Origin of the sequence: Marilutibacter spongiae, assembly GCF_014145325.1 — a bacterium.
Taxonomy (GTDB): domain Bacteria; phylum Pseudomonadota; class Gammaproteobacteria; order Xanthomonadales; family Xanthomonadaceae; genus Marilutibacter; species Marilutibacter spongiae.
Genome location: NZ_JACHTF010000002.1, coordinates 192,279 through 206,461, shown reverse-complemented (window position 1 = coordinate 206,461; position 14,183 = coordinate 192,279). Strand labels below are relative to the sequence as shown.

The 14,183-nt window shown below is 69.4% G+C and carries 18 protein-coding genes; 10 read left to right on the top strand and 8 right to left on the bottom strand.

Annotated elements, in window-relative coordinates; all coding sequences use genetic code 11:
• Positions 1-3: 3 nt before the first annotated feature.
• The 3 genes from H4F98_RS02525 to H4F98_RS02515 form a co-directional block, all read right to left on the bottom strand.
• Positions 4-960 carry a patatin-like phospholipase family protein gene (locus H4F98_RS02525; protein WP_182685081.1) on the bottom strand — a complete coding sequence of 319 codons (957 nt, stop codon included), beginning with the start codon at positions 958-960 and terminating at the stop codon, positions 4-6.
• A gap of 82 nt (positions 961-1,042) precedes the next feature.
• Entirely contained in the window at positions 1,043-2,176 is a 1,134-nt protein-coding gene (locus H4F98_RS02520; RefSeq protein WP_425487562.1) for a phospholipase A, read from the bottom strand.
• 52 nt (positions 2,177-2,228) lie between these two features.
• Positions 2,229-2,714, bottom strand: a complete 486-nt coding sequence (locus H4F98_RS02515; RefSeq protein WP_182685079.1) for a DUF456 domain-containing protein — start codon at positions 2,712-2,714, stop codon at positions 2,229-2,231.
• A gap of 228 nt (positions 2,715-2,942) precedes the next feature.
• Here H4F98_RS02515 and H4F98_RS02510 point away from each other — a divergent pair, with 228 nt between their 5' ends.
• The gene (locus H4F98_RS02510; RefSeq protein ID WP_141518587.1) at positions 2,943-3,152 is read left to right on the top strand and encodes a cold-shock protein; all 210 of its coding nucleotides are present in this window, start codon (positions 2,943-2,945) and stop codon (positions 3,150-3,152) included.
• A gap of 159 nt (positions 3,153-3,311) precedes the next feature.
• On the opposite strand, the gene H4F98_RS02505 is transcribed toward H4F98_RS02510, so the two are convergent.
• Positions 3,312-3,794 carry a glycine zipper 2TM domain-containing protein gene (locus H4F98_RS02505; protein ID WP_246372762.1) on the bottom strand — a complete coding sequence of 161 codons (483 nt, stop codon included), beginning with the start codon at positions 3,792-3,794 and terminating at the stop codon, positions 3,312-3,314.
• A gap of 117 nt (positions 3,795-3,911) precedes the next feature.
• Complete coding sequence (locus tag H4F98_RS02500) at positions 3,912-4,364, bottom strand: hypothetical protein (RefSeq protein WP_182685078.1); 453 nt, start codon at positions 4,362-4,364, stop codon at positions 3,912-3,914.
• 79 nt (positions 4,365-4,443) lie between these two features.
• On the opposite strand from H4F98_RS02500, the gene H4F98_RS02495 reads away from it, so the two are divergent.
• The gene (locus H4F98_RS02495; RefSeq protein WP_425487560.1) at positions 4,444-5,307 is read left to right on the top strand and encodes a tRNA threonylcarbamoyladenosine dehydratase; all 864 of its coding nucleotides are present in this window, start codon (positions 4,444-4,446) and stop codon (positions 5,305-5,307) included.
• Between the two features lie 15 nt (positions 5,308-5,322).
• Here the strand turns inward: H4F98_RS02495 and H4F98_RS02490 are convergent, their stop codons facing one another.
• Positions 5,323-6,087 (bottom strand): TatD family hydrolase, encoded by a 765-nt coding sequence (locus H4F98_RS02490; RefSeq protein ID WP_182685217.1) that lies wholly within the window; start codon positions 6,085-6,087, stop codon positions 5,323-5,325.
• Between the two features lie 16 nt (positions 6,088-6,103).
• Positions 6,104-6,316 carry a DUF6116 family protein gene (locus H4F98_RS02485; RefSeq protein ID WP_182685077.1) on the bottom strand — a complete coding sequence of 71 codons (213 nt, stop codon included), beginning with the start codon at positions 6,314-6,316 and terminating at the stop codon, positions 6,104-6,106.
• A 182-nt stretch (positions 6,317-6,498) separates the two neighbouring features.
• Here H4F98_RS02485 and H4F98_RS02480 point away from each other — a divergent pair, with 182 nt between their 5' ends.
• From H4F98_RS02480 to H4F98_RS02460, 5 genes are all read left to right on the top strand, one after another.
• The gene (locus H4F98_RS02480) at positions 6,499-7,299 is read left to right on the top strand and encodes a glycine zipper 2TM domain-containing protein (protein WP_182685076.1); all 801 of its coding nucleotides are present in this window, start codon (positions 6,499-6,501) and stop codon (positions 7,297-7,299) included.
• A gap of 204 nt (positions 7,300-7,503) precedes the next feature.
• Entirely contained in the window at positions 7,504-8,667 is a 1,164-nt protein-coding gene (locus H4F98_RS02475; RefSeq protein WP_182685075.1) for an acyl-CoA dehydrogenase family protein, read from the top strand.
• A 43-nt stretch (positions 8,668-8,710) separates the two neighbouring features.
• On the top strand, positions 8,711-9,271 hold the full coding sequence (locus H4F98_RS02470; protein ID WP_343064713.1) for a GNAT family N-acetyltransferase: 561 nt from the start codon (positions 8,711-8,713) through the stop codon (positions 9,269-9,271).
• Positions 9,271-9,918: a glutathione S-transferase N-terminal domain-containing protein gene (locus H4F98_RS02465; protein WP_182685216.1), complete on the top strand. Its 648-nt coding sequence runs from the start codon at positions 9,271-9,273 to the stop codon at positions 9,916-9,918. Before H4F98_RS02470 ends, H4F98_RS02465 begins: the two co-directional genes overlap by 1 nt.
• A 51-nt stretch (positions 9,919-9,969) precedes the next feature.
• Positions 9,970-12,240: a thiamine pyrophosphate-dependent enzyme gene (locus tag H4F98_RS02460; protein ID WP_182685073.1), complete on the top strand. Its 2,271-nt coding sequence runs from the start codon at positions 9,970-9,972 to the stop codon at positions 12,238-12,240.
• Positions 12,241-12,253: 13 nt separating this feature from the next.
• Here the strand turns inward: H4F98_RS02460 and ygfZ are convergent, their stop codons facing one another.
• Positions 12,254-13,117, bottom strand: a complete 864-nt coding sequence (ygfZ, locus tag H4F98_RS02455) for a CAF17-like 4Fe-4S cluster assembly/insertion protein YgfZ (protein ID WP_182685072.1) — start codon at positions 13,115-13,117, stop codon at positions 12,254-12,256.
• Positions 13,118-13,146: 29 nt separating this feature from the next.
• Here ygfZ and H4F98_RS02450 point away from each other — a divergent pair, with 29 nt between their 5' ends.
• The 3 genes from H4F98_RS02450 to sdhD all read left to right on the top strand — a co-directional run bounded on the left by H4F98_RS02450 (position 13,147) and on the right by sdhD (position 14,177).
• On the top strand, positions 13,147-13,311 hold the full coding sequence (locus tag H4F98_RS02450) for a DUF1674 domain-containing protein (protein WP_182685071.1): 165 nt from the start codon (positions 13,147-13,149) through the stop codon (positions 13,309-13,311).
• 84 nt (positions 13,312-13,395) lie between these two features.
• Entirely contained in the window at positions 13,396-13,791 is a 396-nt protein-coding gene (gene sdhC / locus H4F98_RS02445; RefSeq protein WP_182685070.1) for a succinate dehydrogenase, cytochrome b556 subunit, read from the top strand.
• The gene (gene sdhD / locus H4F98_RS02440; RefSeq protein WP_141517916.1) at positions 13,788-14,177 is read left to right on the top strand and encodes a succinate dehydrogenase, hydrophobic membrane anchor protein; all 390 of its coding nucleotides are present in this window, start codon (positions 13,788-13,790) and stop codon (positions 14,175-14,177) included. The genes sdhC and sdhD overlap by 4 nt, the downstream gene beginning before the upstream one ends.
• Positions 14,178-14,183: the final 6 nt, after the last annotated feature.

Sequence of the window (14,183 nt, the reverse complement as noted above, 5' to 3'; positions counted from 1 at the left end):
CGCTCAGAGTTGCTCGGCGATGCGTGCCAGCAGGCTGCGCGTCGCGGGTTGCAGCAGGTACTGCGTGGCCATCGCCTCGAGCGCGGCGATGTTGGTGTCGCTGACGTCGTCCAGGTCGTCCAGTCCCGGCGTCAGCTGCGACTGCAGGCGGAAATAGCCGTCGCCGACGATGTGGCGGGCGATGTAGTCGACCGAATCGGTGTTGCCGTCGAACAGCACGTCGATGATCGGTGTCGCCCACTCGAGCGCCCCCCATTCGCGCGCGGACTTCAGGTCGATCGGCCGGTTGCGCTCGCCCGTGCCGACCGAGACCACCCGCAGGTCGTGCGCGTCGTCCACGCGCTGGTCCTTGCGCAGGGCCTCGGCGATCGCGCAGGCGGTGGGGTTGTTGGCGACCACGCCACCGTCGATGAGCGCGCGCTTGCGGCCCTCGACCACCATGCCGTGGGCGGGAAAGTAGGTGGGCGCGGCACTGGAGGCGCGGCAGACTTCCCACATGGGCAATCCGGCATGCTCGGGCTTGAAGCTCTTGAAGACCACCGGCTTGCGCGAGATCGTGTCGTAGCTGGTGACCAGCAGCGGTACCTTCGCCTCGCCCAGCGTGGTGTTCCCGAATGCCTTTCGCAGCACTTTCTCCAGGCCCTTGGCGTCGTAGCGCGGTGCCGAGATGCCCTGGGTGAAGAGGCGCCCGGCCCGCGACCACAAGCGACCGGCCATGCCGGGGAAGATGACGTGCCGCTCCTTGCGGTACCAGTCCGCCAGTTGCGCCGGCGACAGGCCGATGGCCAGGCCGCAGGCCATCAGCGCGCCGGTGGAGCTGCCCGCGATCAGGTCGACGTGCCTGGCCAGGCCGGGCTTGCCGGCGCGGGCGAGGGCGTCCTCGATGCCCGAGAGCCAGATGCTGCCGACGAGGCCGCGGATTCCGCCTCCGTCGAGGGAAAGGATGCGTCGCATCTTCATGCCGGTTCCTCCTTGGTGGGCCAGGGGCGGTCGCATCCCCCCGTTTCCTGTCGCGCGGCCGGCCGTCCGGGCCGGGGCTGGCTCAGTACCACTCCAGCATGGACACGCCCAGTCCGATATAGGTCGCGCGATGGTTGTAGTCGATCATGCTTTCGCCGTAGCCGTCGAACACCTGCAGGTGCCCGCGCAGGTTGTTGTGGATGGGGAAGCCCCAGTCGAACTGCAACGAGCCATGCGAGCGGTCGCCGCTGCGCAGCGAGTGCCGCGCGGTCAGCGACAACTGGTGACCGCCGCGGACGTGGACCAGGGTCGCATCGCCGCGACCGATGTAATCCTCGATGTCGGCGTTGTTGTCGTCCGCCGCGTCCTCGTCCACGCGCCACCACGGTCGCAGGACCAGCGACCAGTTGTCGCGATCCAGCCCGACGGTGCCGATCACGCGGTTCCAGCTGCGCGAGATCGGATCGGCGCGCCCGTTGGACTGGTGGTTCAGGCTGATGCCCGCCATGCGCCCGTTCCAGCCCAGGAAGCTGTAGTTGTTGCGGAACATCAGCGTCACTTCGGGCTCGTAGTTGGTTTCCCGGAAGGGTCGCGAGATGTCGCTGTTGTAGACCTGCCAGCGCGAGCTCTGGGTGTAGCCCAGCCACAGGTCGCCGTTGTCGCCGAAGATGTTCTCCCAGGCCTTCATCTTGAAGCTCAGCTGGAACTTCGCTTCCAGCGCGTCCAGGCCTATCGGCTGGGTGACGGTGTTGTTGGGATTGGGCGAGCTGGGGGTGTCGTTGACGTCGCTGGTCCAGAATACCGGCAGCAGGTAGGTCGGCTTGTAGGCGCGGAAGTTGAAGATGCCCAGCTTGGAGTCGCGGGCCAGCTCCCAGCGGCTGTCGAGCAGGGACCCCTTCCCGGCGTTGGCGATCGCGCGATCGAGGGGGTCGTCGTTGGGATAGAGCTCGCCGCCCGCGCCCATGGCTGGCACGGCTTCGGGCGCGACGGCTTCGCTGACCTCGAGGTTGTCCTGGATGGCCCGCGCCTCGCGCGCGGCGATATCGGCATCCCGGGGCGCGCGTGCGCCCCGGCCCAGGCTGCGGTCGTAGCAGGCCAAGCGGTCCGCGTCCGCCTCGATCGACACGCAGGCTTCCGGCGACGCGGCACCCGACTGGGCCAGGGCCGGCAGCGGCAGGGCGAACACGATCAGGACGGGAGCAGCGGGCAGGGGCATGCGGGGCATGGGTATCTTCCGGATGGGGCGGGGAACGGGCGCGACGGTCGCCTCAGAAGAAGAGCGCGGCGACGAACAACCCGAGCATGGTAAAGGCGAGACCGAGCTTGAACACGGTGCCGACGATGATGCCGACCCAGGTGCCGATGCCCACGCGGGTGGACTGGCCCATCTTCCGGGTATGCAGGAATTCGCCGAGCACGGCACCCACGAAGGGCCCCACGAAGATGCCGATCAGCCCGAAGAACAGGCCCGCGAAGGTGCCGATCACCGCGCCCGCGATCGCGAGCCGGCTGGCGCCCACGCGCTTGGCGCCCATCGCGGTGGCGGCGAAGTCGACCACCAGCGACAGCACCGTCAGGATCGCCAGGCACAGCAGCGGCAGCCAGCCCACGTGGGCGAAGTCGCCCGCCCAGCCCGCCAGGAGCATGCCGGCGAATACCAGCGGAATGCCGGGGAGCGCCGGCAATACCGTGCCGGCGATGCCGACGAGGATCATGATCGCGGCGAGCGCGTAATACAGATTCTGGATATCCAAGGGCCGGCTGTCCTGTCGGGCGGGGTATTCGTGGGGCCGGGCGGGCCCGATTGCATTTTCACATTGTGCGGGGTAATTTGCCGATGCTGCGTTTGCTAGGGTCACCGTGAATCGTGGCCCGATGCGGTTGATCCAATGATCCGCTACATCGTTGCACCTCGCTTCCTCCTTGCAACCAGCACTTCGCAACCGCGATGTCCCCGTCAACGTTCCAAGGAGCAAGTCAAAATGTCCGACCGCGAAACCGGTACCGTCAAGTGGTTCAACGATGCCAAGGGCTTCGGCTTCATCAGCCGCGAGAACGGCGAAGACGTGTTCGTGCACTTCCGCGCCATCCAGACCCAGGGCTTCAAGAGCCTGCAGGAAGGCCAGAAGGTCTCTTTCACCGTCGTCCAGGGCCAGAAGGGCCTGCAGGCCGACGCCGTCGAGCCGCTGTAATCCATCTTGTCCGCTCGCGGCGGCGACGCCCGCGAAACAGGATGCAAGAGAAACCCGGCCATTGGCCGGGTTTCTTTTTGGGCCGGGAACCGGCCCGTTCAGGAAGTCGCCGCGATGGCTTTCCGCCCGTGCTGCATGGGGGCGTCGCGGCGACTCGCGTCAGCTGCCGATGATCCGGCCGTTGCTGACGCGGACCTGCTCGCCGACCTGCAGGCCGACCACGTTGTTCATCGTGATGCGGTTGGTGCGGCCGTCGCTCATGCGGACATAGACCTCGTACTTGGTCTGCACCGAGTTCTGCACGGCATTGCCGGCGACCGCGCCCGCGGCCGCACCGGCCACGGTGGCGGTGTTCTGGCGGCCCTTGCTTTCGTCGTCGGCCAGTTCGCGGCCGGCCACGGCGCCGACCAGGCCGCCGAGGATCGCGCCAGTGGCGTTGGGGGCGGTACCGGTCTTGATCGGATCGATCCGGGTGATCACGCCGCAGTCGGCGCAATTGGCCGGCTGCGCGCCGTAGCCGTAGCCCGGCGAGGTGCTGCCGTAGCCCGCGCCGGCCGAACCGTATCCGGATGTGGCGCAACCGGTCACGGCGAGCGCGCTCGCGGCCACCAGGCCGGCCATGCGAAGGTTCAATCGGTTCATCAGGGACTCTCCTGCGTGGGGTGGGGTGGTCGTCGTCGACCACGTGCAGCCCACGCTAGGAAAGCGATCATGAATGCGTCGTCAACGCCTCCGGGAAGCGTTCAGCGGGATGACGGCTCAGCGAAAATCCTGGTGGCAGGCCTTGCATGCGCCGCCCACGTCGGCGACCAGCTTCTCCACGCCCGGGCAGTTGAGGGGCGGGCTGCCGAGCGCGGTGTCCAGCGCGGCGCGCATGCCGCTGGCGGCCTTGACGAAGCGCTCGTCGTCGCGCAGGTCGGGGAAGGCCGGCTCCAGGTCGTTGGCCATCTCGCGCAGGGTCTTGATGTGCGGGATGGTGTCGGTCGCACTGCAACGGCTGTGCTCGACGTTGGAACGCAGCTGGGCCAGGTGCCACTGCTGCACCTGCATGACGCTGTCGGGGAAGTGGTCCTTGCGCGCCTGCAGCGCTCGCATCGCCATGACCGTCGCGATCGCGCCCAGCACCAGGCCGAGGATGAGCATGAAGAGGAATTTCTGCGCGTTGCCGGTCGGCTTCTTGGCCGCGGTGTCGTTGGGCTGGGGGTCGTTCATGGCCTGGCCTCCGGGGATGTCCTCGGCACGATATCACGCCGGCATGTGGTGGCCACGGGGACGCAATAGAATGATCCCCATGCCCAGCCACATGTCGACACCCGATCCCATCGCCACGCCACAAGCCGCCGCCACGAGTGCCGGGCTCGACACCGGCTGGCTCGAACGCTTCGCCGGCATCGACCGGCTGTACGGACAGGGCGCGGTCGCGCATTTCTCGCGTTGCCGGGTCGCCGTCATCGGCATGGGCGGCGTGGGTTCGTGGGTGGCCGAGGCGCTGGCGCGCACCGGTATCGGCCACCTCACGCTGGTGGACGCGGACGATGTATGCGTGTCCAACACCAACCGCCAGCTGCCGGCGCTCGCGGGCCAGTACGGCCGCAACAAGGTCGATGCCATGGCCGAGCGCTGCCGGGCGATCAATCCGTCGATCTTGGTGGATCCGGTGGCGCGCTTCCTGACCGCCGGCAACGTCGCCGAACTGCTGGAGCCGGGCTTCGACCTGGTGGTGGACGCCTGCGACAGCTTCCGGAGCAAGGTCGAACTGATCGCCTGGTGCCGGCGACGCAAGCTGCCCCTGGTGGTGGTGGGCTCGGCCGGCGGCCGGACCGACACGACGCTGGTGCGCGTGCGCGACCTGTCGCGCACCGAACACGATGCGATGCTGGCGCTGATCCGCAAGAAACTGCGCGCCGAGTTCAATTTCCCGCGCAGCCCCTCGCGGTACTTCAGCGTCGCCGCGGTGTACTCGCTCGAGAACGTCCAGTACCCCCAGCCCGACGGAAGCGTGTGCGGGGTGCGGCCGAAAGTGGACGGCGAGGCGGGTTTCAAGCTCGACTGCGGCGGCGGCCTGGGCGCGGCCACGCATGTCACCGGTGCGTTCGCGTTCGCGGCCGTGGGCAAGGCGATCGATCTGCTGCTCAGGTCGCGCCCGGTCGGCTGAACCCCGATCGCCGGGTCAGGCGGGCGGCAGGCCGAACAGGCGTTCGGCGTTGCGGGCGGTGGCGTCGGCCAGGGCCTCGGGCGCCATCCCGCGCAGGCGAGCGATCGCCTCGACCACGTAGGGCAGGCGCGCGGGTTCGTTGCGTTCGCCGCGGATGCCGGCATCGGGCTGGTCCGGTGCGTCGGTCTCGACCAGCAGGCTGTCGATGTCGACCTCGGCCGCGACTCGCCGGAGGCGCCGCGCGCGCTCGTGGGTGACCGGGCCGCCGAGGCCGATCAGGAAGCCCATGTCGTGCAGGCGCCGGGCCTGGTCCAGGCTCCCGGAAAAGCTGTGGACGACGCCGCGCAGCGGAGCGAAGCGGCGGATCGCCGCCATCGCCGCGTCCACCGCCTTGCGCGCGTGGATGATCAGCGGCAGATCCAGGTCGCGGGCCAGGCGCAACTGGCCGTCGAAGTAGAAGGACTGGGCGTCGGCGTCGAAGCCATCGACGAAGAAATCCAGGCCGCACTCGCCGACGGCGACCGCCTGCTCGGTCTGCAGCCATCGCGCGAGGCGTTCGAGATCGGCCGGCTCGTGGGCATCCATGAACATCGGATGCAGGCCGTAGGCCGGGTACAGGCCCGGCGCGCGCCGACAGGCGTCGCGCAGCCCGGACCAGGATGCGGCCGTCACCGCCGGCACCACCTGCCGCGTCACGCCGGCGGCGCGCGCCCGCGCGATCACCGCGTCGCGGTCGGCATCGAAACGCGGGGCATCGAGGTGACAGTGGCTGTCGACCAGCACCGCGTTGCCCTGCTCAGCCGCGGTCGGCGTCGAGGGTGACGCCGCGGTCCTTGCGCTTGCGCGACAGCAGCAGCGTGGCCAGGCCCAGCAGCAGTTCGTCGGCGAAGGGCACCATGTCGGGGACGAACAAGTCGACGACGAACACCGCCGCCGTCACCAGGAACAGCTTCGGGTAGCTGAGCTTCTCGACGAATCGGAAGAGCGGGGAGAGCAGGGAAGTCGCCATGGCCATGCCGGTGATATCGGATTCTGTGGACGCTATCACAAGGATTCGGGGGCAGCTTTTTGCCTGCGTTCACATTTGGCGCTCGTCGGGCAAAAAAATAGGTGCTTGTTCAGCTTGGAAGTGGTCGAATCACGGTCAAGACGAAGTGCGGGAATCATTCCCGTTCCTAATGGAGGCCCCTGATGAACAAGAGCATGTTGGCAGTTGCACTGGCGTCCCTGCTGGTAGGCGGCATCGCCGTCGCGGCGTACAACAGCTTCTCCGGCGACGACCGGGTGGAAGAGGTCTCGCTCGATGCCGAGGGCGCCGACACCGGCCTGTTCGGCGATCGTGAGGACAACGCCATCGGTGGCGTGGAGTACGCCGACGTGGTCGATGTCCAGCCCATCACCGAGAAGCAGCCGCTCTACGCCGCGGTCCTGAGCACGGACGCGGTCCGCGAGACCAGCTCCACCTCGACCCCGCGCGAAGTCTGCGAGGACGTCGTGGTCCAGGAGCGCATGCCCGAGCGCGACGGCAACGTCGGCGGGACCGTGGCCGGCGCCATCATCGGTGGCGTCATCGGCAACCAGGTCGGCGGCGGCAACGGCCGCAAGGTCGCCACCGCGGCGGGTGCCGCGGCCGGTGGCTACATCGGCAACCGCATCGACCGCAACCACGTCGGCGGGCAGGTGGTCGAGCGCACCGACCGGCAGTGCCGCACCGTGACCGACACGTCCAACACCAGCCGCGTGGTCGGCTATGACGTCACCTACAAGGCGCCCGATGGCAGCACCGGCACCAAGCGCCTGGGTAGCAAGCCGGGCGAGCGCATCCTGCTCGGCAACGAGGACACGGTCGTCGCCTACGACGTGACCTATCGCTACGACGGCCAGGAGAGCAAGATCCGCATGGACGAGCGCCCGGGCGACCGTCTTCCGGTCATCGATGGCAAGGTCGTGACCCAGACCGCCGACGCCAGCGATCCCGTCGCGCGCGGCTGATCCGTCGCCACTGCTGCAACTCGAGGGGCCGGCCCGTCCGGCCCCTTTTTCGTTGCGCCGGTCCCGGGCACGGGCGCGGCGCCACGTCCGGGCTGCGGCGCTCCGTACCGTGCCGTATCACCGCCCGTCCGGGGCATCGGCCCGGGGTGCCGCTCGCGCCGGGGCGCCGATACAATGCCGGTCCCTTTCCTTCGCGAGCGCACCATGGCCCTGCAGCCCTACGACCTGTTCGACGTCCGATCCCTGCTGACCGAGGAGGAGCGCGCGGTACAGGACACGGTGGCGCGCTTCACCGACGAACGGGTGCTGCCGATCATCGGCGACGCCTTCGACCAGGCGCGCTTTCCCCGGGAGCTCGTCGCCGAGATCGCCGAGCTGGGGCTGCTGGGCTCCTCGCTTCCGGAGGAATACGGTTGCGCCGGCCTCAATGCGGTCAGCTACGGCCTGATCTGCCAGGAGCTCGAGCGCGGCGACTCGGGCATCCGCAGCTTCGTCTCGGTGCAGTCCTCGCTGTGCATGTACCCCATCTACGCCTATGGCTCGGAGGAGCAGCGCAAGCGCTGGCTGCCCGACATGGCCGCGGGCAAGGTCATCGGCTGCTTCGGCCTGACCGAACCCCACGGCGGTTCCGACCCGGCCAACATGAAGACCCAGGCCCGGCGCGACGGCGACGACTGGATCCTCAACGGCTCCAAGATGTGGATCACGAACGGCAACCTGGCCGACATCGCCATCGTCTGGGCGCAGACGGAGGACGGCATCCAGGGCTTCATCGTCGAGAAGGGCATGGACGGCTTCGCCGCGCAGGAGATCAAGCACAAGATGAGCCTGCGCGCGTCGGTGACCAGCTCGCTGTTCTTCGACAACGTACGCGTGCCCGACGCCAACCGCCTGCCCAATGTCAAAGGCCTCAAGGGCCCGCTCGGCTGCCTGACGCAGGCGCGCTACGGCATCACCTGGGGCCCGATCGGCGCGGCCATCGCCTGCCTGGACGAGGCGCTCAACTACTCCAAGGAGCGGATCCTGTTCGACCGGCCGGTCGCGGCCACGCAGAGCGCGCAGATCAAGCTCGCCGAGATGGCGCGCCGCATCACCCTGGCGCAGTTGCTGGTGCTGCAGCTGGGACGGCTGAAGGACGCCGGCACCATGCAGCCGCAGCAGGTGTCGCTGGCGAAGTGGAACAACTGCCGCATGGCCATCGACATCGCGCGCGAATGCCGCGACCTGCTCGGCGGCGCCGGCATCACCACCGAGCATTCCGCGATCCGCCATGCCCTGAACCTGGAGTCGGTGATCACCTACGAGGGCACCGAAACCGTGCACCAGCTGGTCATCGGTCGCGAGCTCACCGGTATCAGCGCGTTCTGACGCAATGTCGACGGGCGGCACGTTTGGGATGGGAGGATTGAACGTGGCATTGGAGATTGGCGGCGCACCGGTCATCGAAACCGGGCGCCTGGTCCTGCGCTTGCCGCAGGCCGGGGATTTCGAGCGCTATGCGGAGCTGTTCGGGGACGAAAGCGCGCGCCACATCGGTGGACCCCTGTTGCGCGGCGACGCGTGGCGGCGCTTCCTGCAGATGCCCGGGGCGTGGATGCTCCAGGGGTTCGGGATGTTCTCGGTGGTCGAGAAGGCCAGCGGGCGCTGGGTGGGCCAGGCCGGGCCCTGGCAGCCCGATGGCTGGCCCGGCACCGAGGTCGGCTACGCCTTCCACCCCGACGCCCGGGGACGCGGCTACGCGACCGAAGCCTGCGAGGCGGCCATCGACTGGGCCTTCGACACGCTGGACTGGACCGAGGTGATCCACTGCATCGCCCCGGCGAACACCGCATCGCAGCAGGTCGCCGTGCGGCTGGGGTCGACCCGGCTGGGCAAGGCGGCGCTACCGCCGCCGCTGGACACGCACGAGGCCGACCTGTGGGGGCAGAGCCGCGAGGCCTGGCGCGAACGTCGCGCGAAGGCAGCGCCGTGATCACCGTCCACGGATTCTCGCCCTCCGGCAACTGCCACAAGCTGCGCCTGCTGCTCGCGCAGCTGGACCGTCCGTATCGATGGGTCGAGACCGACAGCGCGAACGGGGCAACCCGCACGCCCGCCTACCTGGTGAAGAACCCCAACGGCAAGGTGCCGATGCTCGAGCTCGAGGATGGCCGCGTCCTGGTCGAGTCCAACGCGATCCTGCACTGGCTGGCCGAGGGCAGCGTGTTCCTGCCCGACGACCCGTGGCAGCGCGCCCAGGCGCTGAGCTGGATGTTCTTCGAGCAGTACAGCCACGAGCCCTATGTCGCGGTGGCCCGCTTCATCTGCGGCTGGACCGAACTGGACTCGCCGCGGCGCGCCGAGCTTCCCGGCCTGCGCCGCCGCGCCCACGAGGCGCTGGCGGTGATGGAACGCCACCTGGGCGGGCAGGACTGGTTCACCGGTCCCGCGTACGGGATCGCCGACATCGCCTTGCATGCCTACACCCACGTGGCGGGCGAGGGCGGCATCGCGCTGTCGCCGTACCCGGCCATCGAAGCCTGGTGCGATCGCGTGCGCGCGACCCCCGGTTTCGTCCCGATGCCCGCGCCCGACGCGCGCGCCGCCGAGCGCATCGCACGCTCCCTGGCGGCCGGCTGACCCCTTCGAATCCAAGTGCCCCGCGACCGGCGGGGCGGAGCCCATCCATCCATGTTCGCCACCGTTCCCAACCCGATTCCCGCCCGCATGAAGGGCCTCAACCGCGCGGAGATCTGCGACGTCAACTTCAGCCAGTTCGTGAACGACTGGCAGGGCCGCCGCGATGCCGCCCCCGCACCGGGCGAGGCCATCCTGCCGGGCAGCGCACTCGATGCCCGCGGGTTTCGCGAACTGTTCGAGTCGCAGCTGGTCAGCCGCCACCTGGACCTGATGGCGCGCGTCCTGCGGGTGCAGAACAAGGTCTTCTACACCATCGGCTCGTCCGGGCACGAGGGCAACGCGATGGTCGCGCGGCTGACGCGACACACCGATCCGGCCTTCCTGCACTACCGCTCGGGCGGTTTCATGGCCGAGCGTTTCCGCAAGTTGCCGGGCATGGACCCGGTGATGGACTCGGCCCTGTCGTTCGCCGCAAGCAAGGACGACCCGGCCAGTGGCGGCCGCCACAAGGTCTGGGGCAGCAAGCCCCTGTGGGTATTGCCGCAGACCTCGACCATCGCCTCGCACCTGCCCAAGGCCCTGGGCACGGCGATCGCGATCGAGGCCGGCCGTCGCCTCGGCCACGCCCTCCCGGTGCCGGACGACAGCATCGCGATCTGCTCCTTCGGCGATGCCTCGGCCAACCATGCCACCGCGCAGACCGCGTTCAACGCCGCGGCGTGGACGGCTTACCAGAAGCTTCCGGCGCCGGTCCTGTTCGTCTGCGAGGACAACGGCATCGGTATCTCGGTCAAGACGCCGGGCGGCTGGATCGGCAACCGCTTCAACCGCATGGACGGCCTGGATTACTTCGCCGCCGATGGCCTCGACCTGGCTTCGGGCTACGGCGACGTCCAGCGCGCCGTCGATCATTGCCGGCAGACCCGCCGCCCGACGTTCCTGCACCTGCGCACCCAGCGCCTGATGGGCCACGCGGGCACCGACTTCGAGATCGAGTGGCGTTCGATCGACGAGCTGTGCCGGGTGGAGGCGGGCGACCCCCTGCTGCGCTCGGCCGCGATCGCGCTCGAGTCGGGCCTGATGTCGAAGGACGACGTGCTGGCCCTGTACGAAGCCACGCGCCGGCGTTGCTTCGCCGCGGCCGAAGAAGCCGACCGCCGGCCCAAGCTCGAGCGCCTGGACGAGGTGGTGGCCCCCCTGGCGCCGTATTCGCCCGGCGCGGTGATGGCCGAGGCGCGCCGGACCGGCGAGGCCGGACGCCGCGAGGCCGTGTTCGGGGGCGAGTCGCGCCTGCCCGAACGGCAGGCGCCACGCCACATGGCGATCCAGATCAACAACGCCCTGCACGACGTCTTCGCCAAGTATCCCGAGACCTTGCTGTTCGGCGAGGACGTGGCGCAGAAGGGCGGCGTCTACACCGTCACCAAGGGCCTGCAGAAGGCGTTCGGTCCCCGCCGGGTGTTCAACACGCTCCTCGACGAGACGATGATCCTGGGCATGGCGCAGGGCTTCGCCAACATGGGCATGCTGCCGATCCCGGAGATCCAGTACCTGGCGTACTTCCACAACGCCTGCGACCAGATCCGCGGCGAGGCCGCCAGCCTGCAGTTCTTCAGCAACAACCAGTACGCCAACCCGATGGTCGTGCGCGTGGCAGGCCTGGGCTACCAGCGCGGCTTCGGCGGCCATTTCCACAACGACAATTCGATCACCGCGCTGCGCGACATCCCCGGGCTGGTGGTCGGCTGCCCCTCGCGAGGCGACGACGCGGCGACCATGCTGCGCACCCTCGTGGCGCTGTCGAAGGTCGACGGGCGGGTGTCGATCTTCCTCGAGCCGATCGCGCTGTACATGACCAAGGACCTGCATGAGGCCGGCGATGGCGGTTGGCTGACCGCGTATCCGCCGCCCGGCGAGGCGATGGTGCTGGGCGAGGGCCGCGTGTACGGCGAAGGCCACGAGGACCTGGTGGTGTTCACCTACGGCAACGGCGTGCCGATGAGCCTGCGCGCGGCACGGGCGATCGAGGCCACGCACGGCTGGAAGTGCCGGGTCGTCGACCTGCGCTGGCTGGTGCCGCTGAACGTCGACTACATCCGCGAGCAGGCACGCAGCGCCAAACGCATACTGGTCGTCGACGAAGGGCGCCGCAGCGGCGGCGTCGGGGAGGGCATCGTCACCGCCATCATCGAGGGCGGCTTCGGCGGTCGTCCCTATGGGCGCGTGGCCGGTGCGGATACCTTCACCCCGCTCGCCGGCGCCGCCTTCGCTGTGATTCCTTCGGAAGAAGCGATCGTCGAAGCCGCCGCCGCGCTGGCCTGAGCCGGTCGCGGCGTCAGCGCCCGAGGCCGTCGCGCAGCGCGACCGGCTCGAGGTCGAGCGTGCCCGCGCGCAGGCGGGGCGCCGGGCCGCCCTCCAGCGGCACCACGGCAAGGCAGCCGTGGCCGTCGCTGGACACCGAGACCACGGTGCCGATCTCGCGTTCGCCATCGCCTATCGCGGCCCCCGTGGCCACCGCCGCGCCGGCGCGGTAGGCGGCGAGCCCCCGTTTGGCCTTGCCCAGGAAGTGGGTACGGGCGACGATCTCCTGGCCGGGGTAGCAGCCCTTCTTCACGCTGAAGGCGCGCAGGCGCTCGAGCGACAGCTGCTGCGGCGTCCACTGGCTCGCCTGCGAGGCGTCCAGGCGCGGCAGGCCATGGGCCAGGTCGGCGTCGCGCCAGGCCGCGGTGGCGTCTCCGGCCGACGCCGGGGCGGCGCCGATGCGCAGTGTCCTCGGCCCGCCATCGCCGCCCATGTCCAGCTCCAGGTCGCCGTCGGGCAGGCGGGCGGTGTGCGCGCCCCGTGCCGAGGCCGGTGCCTGGAAGCCGCCCGACACGCACAGCGCGTCCGCCATGTCCAGCGCCATCTTGGAACGGAAGACGAACCGGCGCAGCTGCTCGGAGAAGGCGTTCGGGTCCGCGTCGGGCAGCAGCAGCCACAGGGTCTGCGCATCCAGGCGCACGAGCGCGAACAGGGCGACGACGCGTCCCTTGGGCGTCAGCCAGCCGTTCCACTGCCACTGGCCGTCCGCGAGCGCGCCGACGTCGTTCATGAACTGGGCCTGGGCGAACGCCGTCGCGTCGGGCCCGGTGATGCGCAGGAGCCGGTGTCCGGGCAAAGCAAGAAACGCGCCAGAATGGGGTCGTGGGTTGTCAGACATGGGGCCGGGAATTAAGCTTGAAGGCTGTGATGATAGGCGAAACGACCCCCGAACCCCTCCCCGAAGCGCCCCAGGCGCCGGCCGGGGTGCCCGAAGAAGGGCACTCGCGGGCGACCGAGATCGGGGGGCGGGACGGTCCAGAGCCCACGCGCTACGGCGACTGGGAAAAGAACGGTCGCTGCATCGACTTCTGACCCGCCGCCGTACAGTCCTTACATCCGTCCGATGCTCCCTTCCGCCACGCGGCGCCGCCGCCCAGCCGAGATGCCATAACGCTCATGGCGAACCCCCAACGACCCTTGTCCCCCCATCTGCAGGTGTACCGCTGGCAGGTCCAGATGGTCTCCTCCATCCTGCACCGGGCCACCGGCATCATCCTCGCCGTCGGCGCACTGCTGTTCGCCTGGGCCCTGCTGGCCCTGGCCGCCGGTCCGGCACAATGGGCCTCGGTGGTCGCCTGCGCGACCTCGCCCCTGGGCTTCCTCGTGCTCTTCGGCTGGAGCTGGGCGTTCGCCTACCACCTGCTCAACGGCATTCGCCACCTGGTGCAGGACGCGGGCTATGGCTACCGGATCGCCAGCTTCGTGCGCAGCAGCTGGACCAGCGTGTTCGGCAGCCTGGCGCTGACCGCCCTGGTCTGGATCGTGGCCATGACCCTGCGGGGTGCGGCATGAACCGCCCCGACAACCTGCGCAACCCGCTCAAGACCGCCCGCGGCCTGGGCTCGGCGAAGGACGGCACGCACCACTTCATCGTCCAGCGCATCACCGCGGTGGCCCTGGTGCTGCTCGGCCTGTACGTGCTGGGCCTGCTGGTCGGCCTTGCCGGCCAGGGCGACTACGCCGCCGCGCGCGCCGCGGTCGCCAGCCCCTTCAACGCGGTCGTCCTGGTCGCTTTCCTGCTGGCGATGTTCTGGCATGCGCAGCTCGGCCTGCAGGTGGTGATCGAGGACTACGTGCACGGCGGCGTGGCCGTCGTCGCGCAACTCGCCGTCCGTTTCATCTGCGTTCTCGCGGCCATTGCCAGCGTGCTCGCCGTCATCCGCATCGCGCTGGGATAAGCACAC